This window comes from Ignavibacteriota bacterium (assembly GCA_016708125.1).
GTDB lineage: Bacteria > Bacteroidota > Ignavibacteria > Ignavibacteriales > Melioribacteraceae.
In genome coordinates this window covers 2,204,959-2,224,801 of record JADJGF010000001.1, presented here as the reverse complement: position 1 = coordinate 2,224,801, position 19,843 = coordinate 2,204,959, and the positions used below count along the sequence as shown (strand labels likewise).

Below are 19,843 nucleotides of genomic sequence, written 5' to 3'. Positions count from 1 at the left end.
CTCCAAATTAGAGTTCAAATAAGTACATAAATTTACTGAAATTCAGTGATAAATAATATATCTTTCATTTTAATATTATTATGGAATGAGACTATATTTATTGATGTTAACCAATCAACAAAAAAATATTATTATAAAAATAAGAGGTCAAAAATCAGCTAAGAAAATTGCAGAATATCTAAATTTAAACATAGAAGAAGTAGAAAATTTTTTAAGCACACTACCAATAAAAAAGACACCATTTTGGTATTATTTCGTAATTATTTTTCTACCCTTTTTACTAATACTTATTGTTGAATTTTCTTTAAGAGCATTTAACTATGGTAATGATTTTGAGGAATGGATAAGTTTAGATAATAAATATGAAATTTTAAACCCGGAGATTTCTTTAAAATATTTCACTGGGATTAAAAATATTCCTTTTCCAACCGAGTCATTTCTGCTTAAAGAAAAACCGGATAGTTCTTTTAGAATTATCACAATTGGAGCTAGTTCGGCAGCCGGTTATCCATATCAAAATTCCGGTTCATTTTCAAAATATATCAGAAAAGCATTTGAAATTGCTTTCCCCGAACAAAAAGTTGAAGTAGCTAACATCAGTATGGCTGCTATTAATTCTTACACAATTCTTGATCTAATCCCAAGTATAATTAAAAAGAAACCTAATCTCATTTTATTGTATTTGGGTCATAACGAATATTATGGAGCTTTGGGTGTTGGTTCAAATCAGTCAATTGGGAATAGTAGATTCTTAATCAAAATAGTTTTAGAACTTAAGGGATTAAGATTATTTCAACTTATTGAAAATTTGGTAAATTATGTTAAATCTAAAAATGCATCAGAAATTAAGTCAAATGATGGAACCTTAATGTCTAAACTTGCCGGTGAAAAATTGATTGAGCTTAACTCTGATTTATTTTTTAAAGGTATAGAGCAATATGAAGAAAATTTAAAAGATATTTTTTCATTATTTAAGTCTAATAATATTCCTGTAATTGTCGGGACACTTGCATCAAACTTAAAAGATTTAAAACCTTTCATTTCTTCAAATGTAAATTCGGATAGTAATGCGCAACAAATTTTTAATAAAGCTTTATCAAAACTAGAAGAGAAAAATTTTACTAAAGCTGATTCATTATTCAGATTTGCTAAAGATTTAGATGGTTTAAAATTTAGAGCTCCTGAAGTATTTAATGAAATAATAAATTCTTTAGCAGACAAATTTAATTTTTCAATCGTTAATGTAGATTCTGTTCTAAATTCAAAAAGTAGAGATGGAATAATTGGCAATGAACTTATGGTTGATCATCTTCATCCAAATTTAGAAGGTTATCAAATTATTGGGAAAATTTTCTTTGAGAGAATAGTGAAAGATTATTTTTCAAATTACTCAATAAAATCTGATTTGGATAGTCTTGTAAAAGTGAATTACAACTTTACAAAATACGATTCCACCATTGCAGATATTCGCGTAAAAACATTAAAAAATGACTGGCCATTTATAGACACAAAAAATAAAATTGAAAATAGTAGGCTTATTAAAATTAATTCTTATGAAACTCAAATTGCTAAAGCTGTTTTAGATGGTAATTTATCAAGATTAGATGCTCGTCTCAAATTATCAAGTAACTATTTTAGACAAAATCAATTTGAACTTTATGTTAAAGAATTATTGGCACTGATTGACGAATTTCCAACTGAACATAAAAGACTGAATGATTTAATTAGTGATTTAATAATAAATGAAAAATATCAATATACCGGAAAGTTGTTAAATGCCAGTTACCTAATTGAACCCGATGCTTTTAATACAAAATGGCTAGGAATAATGAATATATCAAACAACAATAATGATGATGCATTACAATATCTCTTAAAGAGTTACAAATTTAATTCATTGGATCCTCAAGTTTTATTCAATTTGGCTGGAGTTTATTACAATAAAAAAAATTATAATTTGTCTTATAAATATGTTTTGGAATGTATTAAAATTTCGTCGAATTATAAAAATGCAAATATTCTTAAAACTCAGCTTTCAAAATTGTTAAATAAATAATTTCTAAGATGAAGAAAAAAGCACCCTTATGGTTCTATCTTGTTGCAATAATAATTCCTATTCTGTTAATAGTATTTTTAGAAATTTCACTCAATCTTATTAATTACGGAAAAAACTTAGAACAATGGGTTGAAATAACAGAAGATAAATTAATTCTCAATCCAGATATTGGAGCCAGATATTTCTCTAACATAAAAAACTACCCGCATTCAAATCATGATTCATTTAATAAACAAAAAAGCATAAATACATTTAGAGTATTTGTTTTTGGGGGTAGTTCTACAGCAGGATTTCCATATCAACCAAATGGTAGTTTTTCAAGATATTTAAGAGACAGACTTATTTTAGTAAATCCATCTAAAAACATTGAAGTAATAAATTTAGGAATTACAGCTTCAAACACTAATACAATTGTTGATTTATTACCCGGAGTTATTGAACAAAAACCCGATTTAGTAATAATTTATTCAGGACATAATGAATATTACGGGGCTTTGGGAGTTGGATCAACTGAATCTGTAGGTAATTCAAAATTTATTATTGATGCATATCTTTATCTTAATAATTTCAGAATAACTCAATTATTAAAGAATCTCATTAACGGAACAATAGAATTATTTGTTCCCAAAAAGATAAAATCTGAAGGAACAACACTGATGGCAAGAATGGCATCAGAAAAAGCAATAAAACTCAATTCAGATATTTATAAAAAAGGTGTCGAACAATTCAGAAATAATATAGATGAAATTCTTTTAAAATTAGCAGAAGCAAAAGTACCAACAATTATTGGAACTTTAGCAAGCAATATTCTGGATCAAAAACCATTCGTTGATTTAAATGAAAATTCCGATAAATCAGCATTAGAAATTTATCAATTGGGTTTAAATAAATTAAAATTGGGTAATTATAAAATTGCTGATTCGCTACTCTTTTTGGCAAAAGATTTAGATGGTTTACGATTCAGAGCTCCTTCAGATTTTAACAAAGTAATTTTAGAATTATCAAAAAAACACAAATGCTTCAAAGTTGATTTTTCTAAACAATTAAGCAAACTAAGCCCTAACGGGATTATAGGTAATAATATAATGATTGATCATTTACATCCAACATTGGAAGGACATTTCATTATGGGAAGATTACTTTATGAAAATATTATAGAGAATAAATTACTATTGGTCGAAAATAAAAATCTTCCGAATAATCAACAAGACAGTATTGTTAAAGTTAATTTTGCTAATTCAGATTTGGATTCTATTGCTTCTAATTTTAGAATAATTAATCTATTTAACGATTGGCCATTTGTTGAAAAAAAAGATCCAACAATATTTGATAAATTGAATATTGAAACTCATATTGATAGTTTAGCGCTAAAAATAGTTAAGAATAATTTAAATTGGGAAATTGCACACCAAAAGGCTTATCAATATTATCTTTCTGCAAATAAAATTGATAAATTTATTAAGGAAATGAATGTACTTATTTCACAATTTCCATATAAATTAACTTATTATAATTTTGCAGCACAAGAACTGATACATCAAAAAAAATATAATAATGCATTAACATTCTTATTAAAACGGTTTGCAATAAATCCAGATGATTTTTCAATAAAATGGTTGGGAAATATTTATTTATCTCAAGGTAAGTCTTTAGAAGCCATCAATTTTCTTGAAAAGAGTGCACAACTAAACCAGAATGATCCTCAAGTATTATATAACCTTTGCATCGCATATGCTAAAACAAATCAAATTGAAAAGGCATTTAAGACAATAACTGCATGTATTGATCTAAAATCTGATTATCCAAATGCAAAATTATTACGTGAACAGCTTTTAACACAAATAAAAAGCCGACCTAAAAAGTCGGCTTCAAAAAATAATTTGTAAAATTAATTTAAAATCTAAGTCCAAGAGTAAAATTTTGTGTATAATCAAGTATTCCAAAATCTTGGTAAGCATAATCAAAATAGATTCCTAAACCAGGAGCAAAAGTATATTTAATACCAACGCCAAAAGTTAAACCTTCTTCAGAATTTTCAAGAAATAATGATTTATAACCACCTCTTAAAGCAATCAAATCATATAGTACGTACTCAGCACCAACATTCAAAGATTCATCATTATCGTTTGGGTGAAGTGCATCTACTCCAATTGTAAACACATGATCCTCAGTATTTATTATATCGGCAGCCAATCCAATTCTAAATAATAGCGGTAATGGATAAGCATCTGTATTTAATCTTGCAAGAATTTCATCATTGTTACCTTCGATTTGCAAATCAATATCATGTTGAACAAGTAGATCTTTACCGTCAATATTCATATCAGGACCAAAATTGGAAATTGATGCTCCAATTCTAATACCCATAATATCTGAATAATATAATATTCCTAAATCAAAGGCAATAGATGAAGCCGAAGAATTCCAAATCCTTTGCTGAACATATTTTGCAGATCCGCCGACTGAAAATTTATCGGTTAAATTATATGCATAAGATAATGCTAAAGCTAAATCAGTAGCTTCAAACATTTGACCTGTACCATCTTGTTCGGAAAGTGTTGTAACTTCCATTTCTCCATAATCCAAATATGTGACACTTAAACCTAAAGTTCCCATGTCACTAAGATTTATTGCAGCTCCACTCCAATTATAATTAATGTCTGCAAACCAATTGGAATATGAAAATAATGCTTCACTACCATTTATTCTTGAAACTCCAGCAGGATTCCAAAAAAGCGCACTTACATCATTTGCAGTAGCAGAGAAAGCACCACCCATTGCAATTGGTCTAGCTCCAATTGCAACATTTAGAAATGGTGCTGCTGTTGATCCAACTTTTGATTGGGAAAACATGCATCCAATACTAAATAAATATATGATAATAAATTTCTTCATTTTATCCCCACTATTTGATAAGAGCAAATTTGTCAATTTTAGTACCTATATTAGGAGCTTCAACAACATAAACATATATTCCATAAGCAACATCAATATTCTCTTCTGTTCTTAAATTCCAAAATACATCTCCTGAGAATAGATCATTATGGTATAAAGTTTTAATTAATTCTCCCCGCACAGTAAAAATTGAAATTTTAGAACCAGGAGGAACGTAGGTAAATCTTATTTCTCGTTCACCTCTGCCACTTGTTTGAGTACTCAACAAACTTTGCTCTGCTGAATGAGTTACAACATATGGGTTAGGCACAACTCTTATTTTATTTAAATTTTCTTTCGCAATTTCTTCTTCTAAAGTAGCACCTTTCATTGAAAAAGTAAAATAATCACTACTATTAAACTGCTTAAAAAACGTTAATAAAAAGTCACCATCTTTTGGTAATGGAATATTAGGTTTCGAATATCTAAAAATTACCCACCATGTTCGCCAGTATTCACCATTAATATTTTCCTTAAACCACATATTATAGGTTATACTTGTTGATGTAGATATTATATTATGTACAACATCAATAACTTGTCCCGTTGTTTGGTTTGTTACCTTAAATGTTATATTGCGAACAGGAATTATATTAGATGGTGTTGGAGGGAATAACGTATCTGCTACAGATTGACCAACAACTTCTGGGAAAAATTCAATTTTATAATTACCAGGAAAACCAATACCGTCTCTTTGGTTCGATTTGAAAACTTTTATATCAAAATTTGGGAGCAAAGTATCAATTACTCCATCAAATCCAGTATGTGCTGAATCCAATGCAATTGGGTCATTAAGTAGTTGCACTCTAAAACCATGTCTAACCGGAGTAGATCCTCTAAAATTTTCAAATTTATTAACTAAAGTATCAAATGATGCTGTATAAGAACCGGGTGATTTTACTGCAAATGGTTCATTATTAACAAAAATTGTATCAATATTTTCAGGAAAACTTATTGATTCTAGTGGATTAACTACAATAACTTCGTTATTAGTTGGTATTAAAACAGTATCCGGAGTCTGCAAATCAATTAACGACCAATTTGCGGTTAAATTTATTAATGAAGTATCTTGAAATATTACTTTATAATTAAATCCATCCCTAATTTTTGAATCATCGATCACTTCAACAAATCCATTGCCGGTACCAATAAAGTTTTCAGACTTAGTCATTTCTGATGCATCGGCAGAAACATAACCAGCCGGTCTTCTTCCAGGTGTAATAAATCCGGTATTAATATCAGTAATTACTTCACCAGTATTTGATCTAAAAATAAATTTTGAATTTTCTTCCGGAAAAACATCTAATTCCTCATCTCCTCTATCATATGCAGTAACAGCATAATAATATGTTTGACCGGGAATTGCGGTAGTATCAACAAATATATTTGTTATGCCGTCATTTGATTCAAGACCATTATTGTTTTCACCTAAGAAATATGTTACTCCTCCAAATGCTTCTAGTAAATCCGGACTTGGGTAATAAAATCCACTATAAGAATCAACCAAATCAAATTGAGCAAGAGGTTTATCAAAAGATAAAACTCCTAATGCATTTGTAATAGTCCTATTATCTCTAAAATTTGCATCTGTAGATCTATAAATTTTATAACCTTGAAAATCTTTTTCCTTACTTACAAAATCTCTAGAATTTTCCGAAGGTTCGCCTTCCCAATATAAAACTACATTACCATCTTCTTGAGAAATTGTTAATTCCGGTTTTTGCGGAGCTTGCGGGAAAACATAACCTGAATTATAAATTTTTTGAACAATGTCCTTATTATTATTAATATCATTTTCATCTTCACCAAAAAGCAAAGAAACTGAAAATCTTTCAGTTGTTTTGGGGAACAAAGGAAAATAACCAGAAGCATAAATGAAATCACCATCTTGTGGTTGACCAGGAATAATATCAAATCTGCCTGGAGTCATTCTATCCCAAACTAATGAATCGATACTCAAGTCAGGTGAAGAACTATTTTCGAAAAAGTTAAAAGCTGTCAATCCGATTTGATCTGATTCATCAGGATCTGTTTTACCAAAATTAGGTTCACCCTGCGTTGGAATTCCATCTCCCTCTCCTCTATCTGGACCAGGGTAACTATCATCTTCAGATCCCAAACCATCTTCGCCCAAATCATCAAATTCAGCTGTCCAATCACCATCTTCATCAATATCATTGTCTCTTTTTTCATCAATAAGTGGGTCATTTAGACCTGCACCAGTGATATAATTAATATAACTTACCGGCAAATCAAATCGTTTAACTCTTGTTAGGTAATGCACAGTTTCATTTTCATCAATTAATCCATCAAGATCATTATCAATTCCGTCATTAGCTGTAATATCCGGTATCGCAATTCCATTTACTGTTCTTGCAATATGTCCTTCTCTAAATGAACTTATGCCTGGTTCAATGATAAACTGTTTTCCCAAAGAAAATACTGTATCAGTATTAGATCTAACCGTATAAACTTCTCTTTCATAACTTTGATTACCATTCTCACTTATAAGTACAATTTTATCTCCTGCATTATAAACTTTTGCCAAAAAATCATTTGAAACAAATCTTGGGGAAGCACCCTTTGAATCATTATCATTATCTATTCCATCAAACGGATTTCCTGGTGATTCTAAAAATGCGTACCCAACCCATCCAACTTCTTGCCCCTTATTTCCGCTATTGTCGGCATCATATGAGTAAGTTATTGACTCATTTACTACGAATGTACCTAAATCATCTTGGCTATCCCCATCCCCTCCAGCTAAAGTTCCAACAATTGTTCCAAAGTTTGCTTTTCTATAAGTTGTTGTTCCATCATTTGTAATATCATAAAGCCAAAAAAGTGCATCTTCTGCTAGAAAACTTGACCATTGAAATCCTCTTTGTCTCATCCTTAATCCCATACCATTTCTGTTTGGATCATTGGCATCCGGACTAAAATGTGAATTAAACTCATCATCCCACTGATCATCCGCTTCAAAAAAAGATTCTTGATCAGCATTAGCAATACCTCTACCAAAGAAGCCAAACCATTGGGTTTTTCCTTGCTCATCTTTCCATGAATTTGCAACTTGATCATTCCAACCTTGAATTGGCCATGAATCTGGTAAATGACTCATTGCAACAGATTGATAATTAGGATTTCTGAAGCCCGGTGTAGGATTCCAACCCCAAAAATAATTCTGAGTGGGATGTTTTTCATCAAATTGCCCTCTTCTTGGTCCTCTTGATATTACAACTGAATGAAGTGTATCATTCAAATCATTAATAAACTCTACTCCAATTAAAGGAATACAATCTCCAATATAATTCTCTCCAGAACCAAGTGGCCATTCTCCTCGAATATCGATTCCAACACTGAAACCGGCAATTTGTCCATCATTGTAAAAAGAAATACCTGTCCTATTTCCAGTATGATAACCAATTGAACGAAGTGAAGGATCACTATATTGTCCTTGAATACTAACTTGGAGAAGAACGAAAAGAGAAATAAATATTTTCCAAAATTTCATATTAGTTACTCCTAGCTGTATTAAAAATTAAATGATACCCCAAGTTCAACTCTACGTGGTTCAGAGAAAAAACTTGCATTGGTATAAAATTCGTCTAAAGTATTATTATAAAGTACGGGATTTATTTTTTCTGCTTCAAGTTTTGTAAAACTAAAGTAAGGATCCCCCGAATCGGAATTAATATTTACCGGATTTTCCGAATCGAGTAAATTAAATACTTTAGCAAAAATTGTAAGTTTTAAATTGCTAATTAAAATATCTTTATAAATCCTCATGTCAATTTTAAATTGTGATGGTTTATTATCACTATTTCTTGGGAAACCATTTTGAGTAATTCTTGTATTTTTATTAACACCCGGTGTGTAAGGTTGACCAGAATAAAAATTCCCAATAATTGAAAATCCATAATCGTTAATTTTTGTATATGCTGCGGAAATATTTAATGTATGAGTTTGATCCCAATTAAGTGGTGCTATAAATGTTTCCGGAATGGCTCCGCCGGTAATTGCATTTCTTGCATCGGCTGGATTAGAAGCATTACCTTTTGTTTCAGAATATGTATAATCAATATTTGTGGCAAATCCTCCGCCAAAACGTTTTGTGAATTTCAAAATTAGCCCGCGAGAAAAACCAAAATCAGAATTTTGATATTTACTATAAGTTTTATCTCCACCAAAGACTAATATTTCAGCATTTTGTGTTCCGCTCAAATCACGAAAATCTTCAAAGAATACTGTGAAATCAATTGCCATATCTTCACTGAGTTGCTGCTGCAATCCAATTTCACCTTTCACAGTTTTTTGTGGTCTTAAATCAGCATTACCCATTAATCCAACATTTCCTGAACCGTCAGCAATTTCAAATTCGGGATTTTCATATAAATATTGATACCTTGGTAATTGAAAGAAATGACCGTAAGATAAATGAATAACGCCTGCATCAGAAATCGGGAAAGCTAAACCAAGTCTTGGACTAAATTGTGTTTTTATAGAGGCATCTTTATACCAGTAATTTTCTCTATCTTCAACGGTTTTAACAGTTTCACCAAGATTTGCATCCAAAACTCCATTACCATTTATATCATTAAATCTATTACTTGGTTTAAGCGGATTAACAATATTGGGATCAGATGGATCACTTAGAACTTGACCATCGGGATTAAAAACATCAAATCGTACACCGGCATTAAAAATAATATTAAATGCTTCAAATTTTGATTGCACATATGCTGCGCCTTCAACAGGATTGTGCAAATACTCATCATTATCTAAGGAAGTAAGTGGCGGAGTAATTACATTGTATGGTGTTACACGTTGACCACTTTCATCAGTCATTGGAGCAAGATTTATATCATGAAAATATAATTCATTCCTTTTAAATTCACCGCCGAATTGCAAATTGATTTCTTTATTTAATTGTGAAGTCCAATCTAATTTTGCACTAAAGGTTCCGGAATTCCTTTCAAATCTTTGATCATTTGTTCCCCCGATTGCAAAATTGTGAGCCGGTCTTTGTCTAATATCATTATCAACATATTTTGTAGGGTTATTGGGATCCCCAGTATAAATATCCTCATATAAATATTGATGAAAATCTTTGTAATAATAACTTAAGTTAATTGTATAAAAACTTTTATCGGAAATAGCATGATTGATTGAGAAGATATTTGAATAAGATTCGTCAAATTTTTGCAAATTATTATCAGGAGTTAATAAATTATAGCTGCCATAGTCAAATTCCTGATAATCTCTTTTATCATATAAAAAATTAAATGATAGTTTTAATCCTGATAAAGCTACATATGATAATTTTCCTTGACCGAAATAATTCTCACTCCAATTCATTGAAACAAATTTATTATCACCATTTTGTGTGATAAAGAATTCATCTCCACCAGTTCCATCAACTTCAAATGAAATATCATTGGGTAAATAAGTTCTTCGACCATAAATGTAGCCGTCATTATATAAGTATCTAAAATTAGTGAAAAAATACACTTTATCAGTAATTACAGGACCGCTTAAACTACCTTCAATATTATGAATTGCTACAGGATTTATTTTATCTATATTCCAAAATACATCAGAATTATTTGATATATAGTCACCAACGTAGGTTTGAAAACTTCCGTGAAAATCACTTCCTCCATCTTTTGTAACTAAATTTATAACTCCAGAAAGAGCTTGACCATACTCAGCATTAAATGCACCGCTGATAACTTGTAATTCTTGAACTGAACTTGAGTTCACATCAACAATTGTACTTCCATCATAAGAATCAGTAACAGGGACACCATCAATTTGATAAGTAACTTGTCCGGCTCTTCCACCTCTTAAATGAAGACCACCATCACTCGCAACAACAATTCCAGATTGCAAAGAAAGTACATCTGAAATATCAGTTACAGGTAATTCGGCAATTAATTCATCACCAACAATTGCTATGGAAGATGTCAGATCTTTTTGAATAAGTGGTTTGGTTGCAACAACAATAACATCTTCACCAAGTTCAATGCTTTCAGATTTCAACTGAAAGTTTATACTAGTAGTTAAATCTATTGAAACTTTTACATTTTGCATTATTACTGAATTATAGCCAATAGCTGATACTTTAACCTCATATATTCCTGGAGGAATATTTAAAATTGAGAAATGTCCATCAATATCCGAGGCAGCACCAAGGCTTGTTCCCATTAAAATTATATTTACAAAAGGAATTGGCTCTCCATTGTTCGCATCAATAATTTGTCCAACTATTTTGCCAGTAGTTCCCGCATAAATATTAATTGAAAAAAGAAACAAACCAAGAAAACATCTTATTTTAAATTTCATATTTCCTCCATTCAGAAGAATTTTTGCTGTAATGAATTTTCAATCAAAATTGAGATTAAAAAACGTTATAAATTTTGTGAACTTATTTTCTGCTTTTCCAAATACCAATCAATAAAGGGTTCAGAAGTTGGTACACCTGATATTCTTCCTCCAAAACCTATATTTCTAAAAACAAATAAATTTATGTTGCCTATATTGATTTTTGCAAAAAGTTCCCAATCAATATTTATATTATATCTATCACTAAGTTCAATTGTTTTATCAACAAATATTTTATATCTATCTAAACTTTCATTGCTAGAATTTTTATTTATTATATCTTCTATTTTTAAATTTTCCGTTAAGATGGTATTTTCAATATTTAAGATTGTGTTTCTTATTCCTTGATACAAATAACTATCAATCCAAACTTTTAACCATTTTTTTACATTTGAATCATATTGCAAATTCAATTCAAAACCTTTTCTTGCAAGCAATTCATACTTTATAAAATTTTTTATCTCTTCATTTAATTTCAATTTAATAATATCAATTTGCGGCGAAGTTACATTAAAAGACAAAAATCTTATTTCTCTTAAAAAAGTTTCAACATCAATAGGGTTTTGAGAAAAAAGAAGAAATGGCTCTTTAATTAAATTTGTACCTAATGTATCTAAAATCATATTTAGATCATTAGTATCAAACGTAATAAGTGTATTTCCATTTTTATCTTTTTCAAAGATTCCGTTTTGATATTTTTTATTAAATACAGTACTCAAATTTTCTGATATTATATTAAATAACTTTCCATCGGCATCTACTGTAATATCTTTAAAAAAATCTGCATAAAATCGATTATAATATGTTTCTTCTTTACGTACTTTAAGTACTTTATATATTTTTTTAGTTACATCATTTTTGTTTTTTGCATTTATACTTTTATTATCAATAATTTCGTTGATATAAAAAATATTCCAAATTGAATCCATTTGAATTAAAGCAGAAGCAGAATTAGGTTCTAAATTATATAATAAATTCTCAATTCCTTCCGGAAGATCACCAAAAGTAATTTCAATATTTTTAACAATAATTTGATTGGGATCGATTGAAGATGAAATGCTTTCTAAATTTTTGTTTGCTGAAAATAATTTTTGAAGTTCTATTAATTTATTTTTGTCAACTGATGAATAAATTGTTGTTTTTAAAATTCTACTAAATTTAAATTCCGCTTTCTCGACTTCGTCATCATTAAATAAAATTTTATCTTTTATTTCACGCTTATATAATTCATCACGGACTAACATTTTTTCAATAACATTTTTTGCAGTAATTATAGAAATATTATTTTCAAACCCAATTTCTTGTGCATAATTTGACCATAATTTTTCTGCAATTATTGTATATAATAGTTCTTTTTTTATGCCGTCTGAATTGTTTTTATCCTGAATTCCCTCTTTAGGAGAAAAATTCAATCTATTTTCAAATTCTGATTCCAGCAAATAATTATCACCAATACTGGCAATAACTTTTTCATTAACGTCCTGCGGAAAAACTGGAATGTGAGTTAGAATGGAGATAAATATAAATAGAAAAGAAATATATTTTAAAGATTGATTAAACAATTAATTCTCATTATTTAAATAAATTCATTCAGTAAAAGAAATGATAATTACATATTACTAATTTAGATTAAAAGCCGATTGTTAAATCGGCTTTTAATAAATAATCAATTTTACTTTAATAGAGTCATTTTTTTAGAAGCATGGAAATCACCAGCTGTAATAGAATAAATATATATTCCACTTGATAATTCTGATGCATTAAATCCAATTTGATAAACGCCAGCTCCCATTGGTTCATTAATTAAAGTAGCAACTTCTTGTCCAAGTAGGTTGTAAATTTTCAATGAAACATTTTCTTGTTTTGTTATTTGGAAATTTATTGTTGTTTCCGGATTAAAAGGATTTGGATAATTCTGTGCTAATTCGAATTGAGTAGGCAATTGATCAATAATTTCAATGTCTGTAACAATATCAGTTAAGTTATGGTCTCCCATTGTACCAAAAACATTTTCAACTTTTGCAGTTACTAAATCAGCTGTTAAATTTATGAAATGATCTGCACCAACTCCGTTTTCATTATCATTTCCACCTTGATTATTGGCTGCATCTCCATAATTTATTCCATATTTATACTGTATTCTAAATGATGTATATTGTGGAAATGTTACATTTGCTGAAAATATTCCATCTCCAGATGTTTCATCACCATTAGTTCCATTATCATACATTGCTATCATTCTGTCTATTTGAGCATCCGGCCATCCGCCATCAGGCCATTTTAATGGGGTTACTGCTCCTGTTAAATGCACTGTATTTACCGCTGTAAATGCTGTGTTATTAATTGAAGATAGTGCTCCTGCTGTATTTACTGTAAATAGTATTGTTGCATCTTGATTTATTACATCGTCTAATGTAGCATCATTAAATGGTCTTGCTACTACTGCATAGCCATTATCATAATCTGCTTGTGTGATTTGATAATATTTATTATCTCCGCCTTCCCAATTACCTTGGGTATAATAAAATTTATATGCCGGTAAACTATCTCCAACTGTTGCTCTTTGGGTTTCAGTGTGTTCATAGATATTTGGATTTACTGCACTTTGAACCATATCTGGTGCTTCACTTCCCCATCCAAAATATGAACCCCTTACCTCTACTGTATCTGTCGCCGGATCAAAGCTTCCTTTTAAAAACTCTAATTCCATATCAACTTGATATGTTACTGATATATCAATCGAATCCAATTGATTTGTAACGACATTTACTAAGTTATGGTCTCCCATTGTACCAAAAACATTTTCAACTTTTGCAGTTACTAAATCAGCTGTTAAATTTATGAAATGATCTGCACCAACTCCGTTTTCATTATCATTTCCACCTTGATTATTGGCTGCATCTCCATAATTTATTCCATATTTATACTGTATTCTAAATGATGTATATTGTGGAAATGTTACATTTGCTGAAAATATTCCATCTCCAGATGTTTCATCACCATTAGTTCCATTATCATACATTGCTATCATTCTGTCTATTTGAGCATCCGGCCATCCGCCATCAGGCCATTTTAATGGGGTTACTGCTCCTGTTAAATGCACTGTATTTACCGCTGTAAATGCTGTGTTATTAATTGAAGATAGTGCTCCTGCTGTATTTACTGTAAATAGTATTGTTGCATCTTGATTTATTACATCGTCTAATGTAGCATCATTAAATGGTCTTGCTACTACTGCATAGCCATTATCATAATCTGCTTGTGTGATTTGATAATATTTATTATCTCCGCCTTCCCAATTACCTTGGGTATAATAAAATTTATATGCCGGTAAACTATCTCCAACTGTTGCTCTTTGGGTTTCAGTGTGTTCATAGATATTTGGATTTACTGCACTTTGAACCATATCTGGTGCTTCACTTCCCCATCCAAAATATGAACCCCTTACCTCTACTGTATCTGTCGCCGGATCAAAGCTTCCTTTTAAAAACTCTAATTCCATATCAACTTGATATGTTACTGATATATCAAGTGAATCCTGAGCTTTTAGGTTACTTACTGAGCAGACGAACATCAATAATAGTATGATACTTGTTACTTTTTTTAACATGATGCCTCCTTGAATTAATAATCAGTTAGTTTTATTGAATGTATTTTTTTTGATAAATGAACATGTAAATAAATTTACAAAATTCTATTATATATAGTAACTACCTTTTTCTACTGTTTTTTAATCAATTTTTAAAGAAATAGTAAAAATTCCCGTCTGTTTGGGTAGTATATTTAATAAATTCCTATTTCTGAAGTTCATAGAGTTTATCATAAATATTTTTAAAACTACTTTTAATTTCTGTGGAACTTATTTTTAATGAATTTTCAATTGCAATTAAACTGTTTCCTTCCGTAATTTTTTTTAGTATTTCTTCTTCTTTTTTATCAAGTTTTTGCAAAGAATTTTTCTTTCTTAAAAATTCAATTGTCTTTCTTGCAATATATGAACTCATAAGAACTTTACCATTTGCTGCATCTTCAAGAATATTAATTATTTTTTCGGGTGAAGCATTTTTAACCAAATAATTACTTGCTCCTGCAGAAAGAGCATCAAAAATTCTATCGTTTTCTTCGTGTAGAGTAAGAACAATAATTATGAATTTTTCTGAAATTGATTTAAGTTTTTCAATTCCTTCTATTCCGGAAATTCCGGGCAAATCCAAATCAATAAGAATAATATCCGGATTTAGATTTTTTAAATTCTTTTCAAATTTTTCAAAGTTCTCAAAAGTGGCAATACATTTAAATGTTGCAGAAGTATCAATTAATGTTTTTAGACCTTCACGAATATTTTTTACATCTTCAACAATTACTACTTTTTTCATAAAATTCGTTTCGGATTTAGTAGCCAAAAGTTACTCAGAATTTAATATTTTTGTAACTACATAAAAGGATAGTTTTTTTGAGGATTTTCGAATTTACAAATTAATTACTGCATTTATTGGTAGGATTATACTAAGCCTTCTTTTAATGCTTTTACAACAGCTTCCGATTGTGAGTGGACGTGCATTTTTTTATAAATATTTCTAAAGTGAAATCTAACCGTATCAAGACTTACATTTAACTCATCGGCAATTGCTTTGTAGCTGTTTCCTTCAACTAATCCGCTTAAAACTTCTTTTTCTCGTTTTGTTAAAGTTATATGTTCAAAATCTTTTTGAATTGGTTTTGATTTTTGGAAATAATCAACAACTTTTCTTGCAATGTTGCTTGTCATCGGCGCGCCGCCTTCATAAGCGTCTCTAATTGCATCCAACAATTTTGATGGAGGAGTTTTTTTTACCAAATATCCGGAAGCTCCTGCACAAAGCGCTTCAAATATTAATTCATTTTCATCATAAATTGTGAGAATTAAAATTAATATTTCTTCTGAGATTTTTTTTATTCTTCTAATTCCTTCAATTCCGGAAATTCCCGGAAGATCAATATCCATTAGAATTACATCAACTTTTAATTTTGCAACAACTTCAAGAAGATCTTCACAATTAGAAAATGCAGCCATACAAGAATAACCTTCAGTTCCATCTATTAGAAGTTTTAATCCTTCTCTAATTGTGTTGCTGTCTTCTACAATTACAACATTTATCATAAAATACTTTTTTAATTAACTAAATATGACCAATATACTTAACTACGGTACCTTTACCAACTTCAGAATTTATAAATAATTTTCCGCCGATTTTTTTTGCTCTTTTCTGCATATTTGTTAAACCGTTTCCTAAATTTTCATCATTATTATTAACAATAAAACCTTTACCGTTATCCGTTAAAATCATTTCTAATTTTTTGCGTTCAACTTTTGCATTAAGTAAAATTTCCGAACAACTGCTGTGCGTAATTGAATTATTTATTGCTTCTTTAAAAACTAAAAATAAATGCTGTCTGTGTTCCATAGAAAGAGTTACTTTTTCCAACGATTTTAAATTTTCCGATCTGAATGAAATTGATGTATCTGCAAGAAGTTCCGAATAGGTATCTTGCAATCGTAAAATTAAATCATATAAAGAATCTCTTTGCGGATTTACAAGCCAAACAATATCGCTCATTTTATCAATTAAGTAACGAGATTTTAAACTAATTTTGTTCAGATTTTTTACAACTTCTTCATCCTTACTTTTTAGTTTTGTATTAATTACTTCACTTAGAATTGAAATTTCCGTTAAGCTTGATCCAATATTATCATGCAAATCAGCAGCTAATTTTGTTCTTAATCTTTCTACCGAAAGCAGATTTCTAACTTGTGAAGTAATATAATAAATAACCAAAATTGAAATTGTTGCTGCAATTAATAAAACAAACCACCAAGTTTTCCAATATGGTGTTCTAATTATAATTGTTAGCATTACATCATTCTTACTCCATACGCCGTCATTATTTGATCCTTTTACGTGAAAAATATATTTTCCATCAGAAACATTTGTATAAGATATTTTGTTATTTTGAGTAAGTGCTGCTCTTTCATCAAAATTTTCTAGGAAATATTTATATTGATTTTTTTCCGGAGTTACATAATCCAAGGCAGCAAATTCAAAATCAATTTTATATTGATTATAAGGCAAAGTTATAATTTTTGTTTTGCTGAATGAATTGATATTAATGATTTTCTGCTGATTTGGAAAATCAATTGGAACAATATTGCAATTTGTAATATAAACCGGCGGTTCGTTATTGTTTTCAATTAGCTGACTCGGAACAAAAGAATTTAATCCGTTTATTCCGCCAAAATAAAAAGTTCCGTCTTTTGCTTTATGATAAGCTCCCCAAAAAAATTGATTACTCTGCAAACCATCGCGCGTATCATAATTTTTAAATTTTTCATGCGCAATATTAAATTTGGAAATTCCGTTATTTGTACTCAGCCATAAATTTCCATCTTCATCACCAATAATTCCATAAATAACATTGTTGGGTAAACCGTCTTTTTCTGTAAAATGTTTTATAGTATAATTTTGATTTTCATTATTTCCATTTATGATAATTTTATTTAATCCGCCGCCAATTGTTCCCGCCCAAATAATTAATTTATTTCCCGAACTTTTAGATTTGTCTTCGTATAACGAAATTACTCTGTTATCACTAATGCTCTTTGCATTTCCCGGAATATTTAAATATTTATTTATTTGGATATTAGAAAAATCATTCGAATTATTTTTGTTAGGGAAAATAATTTGATTTAAACCTTTCCAAGTGCCTATCCACAAATTTCCAAATCTATCTTCAATAATACATTTTGATTGAATTCTGTTATCGCTGATATTTGTCTGAGTTGAATCATCGCTTGAAAAGTGAAAAACTTTTTTAAACTTATCATTATAAACATCCAAACCATTTTCTGTGCCGATCCACAATTGCTTTTTTGAATCTTGAAAAATTGATTGGATAATATCATTGCTGATTGAGTTTTTATCATTCGGATTATTTTTAAAAACTTTCACATTTTCGATTATTGAATTTCTTGAATTTGGTTTAAATGTAATTTTATTCAAACCGCCGGACCAAGTTCCGACCCACAAATTACCAGGCGAATCTTCATAAATTGAAGTAATATTATTTTCACTTAAACTAAACTTATTATTTATCGAAGTTCCAAAATGTTGAAACTTATTTTCTAATTTGCTAAATCTGTTTAAACCTTTTCCAAGAGTCCCAATCCAAATATTTCCGAATGAATCTTCAGAAATTTCTCGAATCATACTGTGACTTAAACTATTTTCATCGGAAGGATTATGATTAAAATGCTTAAATTTTCTATTTATGTTTACTTTATTTATTCCTCCGCCAACTGTACCAATCCAAACAAGATTATTCTTATCAATAAAAATTGTTCTTATCAAATTTTTACTTAAACTTTTTAAATCAGATAAATTAGAATAATTTATAAAGTGATTTGATTTTTCTTCAAATAAACTTAATCCGCCTTCAGTAGAAATCCATAACATATTAGAATTATCAAAATCTAAATCCGTAATATTATTATTTATCAAAAAAGAGTTAGAATTTGCTGTTTTATATTGCGTAATTTTTTTTGTGATTTTGTTTAATTTATTTAATCCGCCGTTGTAAGTTCCAATCCACAAATTATTTTCAAATGATGTTAAAGCCCAAACTGTGTTGCTGCTTAGGCTGTTTTCATTTCCGCTGCTTAAATAATTTGTAATAACATTTTTACTTTGATCAAACTCAAAAAGTCCGCCGCCTTCTGTTCCAATCCATAAAATATTATTTTTATCTAAATGCAAAACTCTTACTGCATTTGCATCATTTCCCTTTGTAGATTTTCTTTCAAGTGAAATTTTGTTAAATATATTTTTTTTGTAATTGAATTCAGATAATCCTTTGCTGTTTGCACCTAAAATTAAATTGCCTAATTTATTTTGGATAATTGTTCTGATATTATTTTCGCTTATCGAATTTTTATTCCGTGGGTCATTTAGAAAATGTGTGAAACTATTTGTCTCATAAATATATCGATTAAGCCCGCCGCCATTGGTTCCAATCCACAAATTCGAATCGGAATCTTCAAAGATTGTCCAAATAAAATTATCGGAAATTGAATTTGTATCCGAAGGATCATTTCTATAAACTAAAAAATCATAACCATCGTATCTATTTAATCCGTCTTCAGTTCCAAACCATAAAAATCCTTTGCTGTCTTGCAAAATTGCGTGAACGGTTATTTGCGAAAGTCCATTTTCGATAGATAATCTATCAAACATTAAATCTTTATAAATTTCATTTTTGTTTAAAATAAAATTACTTTGACTAAAAACTATATTTTGCGAATTGAAAATCAATACAAATAAAAAAGTGGAAAATAATATTTTTAAATATTGATTTGAAAGCATTTTAGATTCTTTAGTGCCTATTTAATATATTAAAATACTAATAAATAATTATATTTATAACATATAAATTAAA

Annotated in this window: 10 protein-coding genes; 2 read left to right on the top strand and 8 right to left on the bottom strand. The window is 29.3% G+C overall.

Features of this window, described 5'->3' with window-relative positions:
* Positions 1 to 85 precede the first annotated feature (85 nt).
* Together IPH62_09785 and IPH62_09780 are read left to right on the top strand one after the other, a co-directional pair.
* A complete protein-coding gene (locus IPH62_09785) occupies positions 86 to 2,056 on the top strand; it encodes an SGNH/GDSL hydrolase family protein (protein MBK7105560.1) in 1,971 nt (656 codons plus the stop codon).
* A gap of 8 nt (positions 2,057 to 2,064) precedes the next feature.
* Positions 2,065 to 3,942: a tetratricopeptide repeat protein gene (locus IPH62_09780; GenBank protein ID MBK7105559.1), complete on the top strand. Its 1,878-nt coding sequence runs from the start codon at positions 2,065 to 2,067 to the stop codon at positions 3,940 to 3,942.
* A gap of 7 nt (positions 3,943 to 3,949) precedes the next feature.
* Here the strand turns inward: IPH62_09780 and IPH62_09775 are convergent, their stop codons facing one another.
* The 8 genes from IPH62_09775 to IPH62_09740 form a co-directional block, all read right to left on the bottom strand.
* Positions 3,950 to 4,951 (bottom strand): PorV/PorQ family protein, encoded by a 1,002-nt coding sequence (locus IPH62_09775; protein ID MBK7105558.1) that lies wholly within the window; start codon positions 4,949 to 4,951, stop codon positions 3,950 to 3,952.
* A gap of 10 nt (positions 4,952 to 4,961) precedes the next feature.
* Positions 4,962 to 8,504: a hypothetical protein gene (locus IPH62_09770; GenBank protein MBK7105557.1), complete on the bottom strand. Its 3,543-nt coding sequence runs from the start codon at positions 8,502 to 8,504 to the stop codon at positions 4,962 to 4,964.
* A gap of 20 nt (positions 8,505 to 8,524) precedes the next feature.
* Entirely contained in the window at positions 8,525 to 11,335 is a 2,811-nt protein-coding gene (locus IPH62_09765) for a TonB-dependent receptor (protein MBK7105556.1), read from the bottom strand.
* A gap of 65 nt (positions 11,336 to 11,400) precedes the next feature.
* A complete protein-coding gene (locus IPH62_09760) occupies positions 11,401 to 12,936 on the bottom strand; it encodes a hypothetical protein (protein ID MBK7105555.1) in 1,536 nt (511 codons plus the stop codon).
* 110 nt (positions 12,937 to 13,046) lie between these two features.
* Positions 13,047 to 14,984, bottom strand: coding sequence for a T9SS type A sorting domain-containing protein (locus IPH62_09755; protein ID MBK7105554.1), 1,938 nt, complete (start codon positions 14,982 to 14,984; stop codon positions 13,047 to 13,049).
* 184 nt (positions 14,985 to 15,168) lie between these two features.
* Entirely contained in the window at positions 15,169 to 15,750 is a 582-nt protein-coding gene (locus IPH62_09750; GenBank protein ID MBK7105553.1) for a response regulator transcription factor, read from the bottom strand.
* A 125-nt stretch (positions 15,751 to 15,875) separates the two neighbouring features.
* On the bottom strand, positions 15,876 to 16,514 hold the full coding sequence (locus IPH62_09745) for a response regulator transcription factor (GenBank protein ID MBK7105552.1): 639 nt from the start codon (positions 16,512 to 16,514) through the stop codon (positions 15,876 to 15,878).
* Positions 16,515 to 16,533: 19 nt separating this feature from the next.
* Complete coding sequence (locus tag IPH62_09740; protein ID MBK7105551.1) at positions 16,534 to 19,770, bottom strand: hypothetical protein; 3,237 nt, start codon at positions 19,768 to 19,770, stop codon at positions 16,534 to 16,536.
* Positions 19,771 to 19,843: the final 73 nt, after the last annotated feature.

Excerpts from the sequence above, each read along its gene's own strand:
- IPH62_09785 (MBK7105560.1), top strand. The coding sequence starts at position 86 with ATGAGACTATATTTATTGATGTTAACCAATCAACAAAAAAATATTATT.
- IPH62_09780 (MBK7105559.1), top strand. The coding sequence starts at position 2,065 with ATGAAGAAAAAAGCACCCTTATGGTTCTATCTTGTTGCAATAATAATT.
- IPH62_09775 (MBK7105558.1), bottom strand. The coding sequence starts at position 4,951 with ATGAAGAAATTTATTATCATATATTTATTTAGTATTGGATGCATGTTT.
- IPH62_09770 (MBK7105557.1), bottom strand. The coding sequence starts at position 8,504 with ATGAAATTTTGGAAAATATTTATTTCTCTTTTCGTTCTTCTCCAAGTT.
- IPH62_09765 (MBK7105556.1), bottom strand. The coding sequence starts at position 11,335 with ATGAAATTTAAAATAAGATGTTTTCTTGGTTTGTTTCTTTTTTCAATT.
- IPH62_09755 (MBK7105554.1), bottom strand. The coding sequence starts at position 14,984 with ATGTTAAAAAAAGTAACAAGTATCATACTATTATTGATGTTCGTCTGC.
- IPH62_09750 (MBK7105553.1), bottom strand. The coding sequence starts at position 15,750 with ATGAAAAAAGTAGTAATTGTTGAAGATGTAAAAAATATTCGTGAAGGT.
- IPH62_09745 (MBK7105552.1), bottom strand. The coding sequence starts at position 16,514 with ATGATAAATGTTGTAATTGTAGAAGACAGCAACACAATTAGAGAAGGA.
- IPH62_09740 (MBK7105551.1), bottom strand. The coding sequence starts at position 19,770 with ATGCTTTCAAATCAATATTTAAAAATATTATTTTCCACTTTTTTATTT.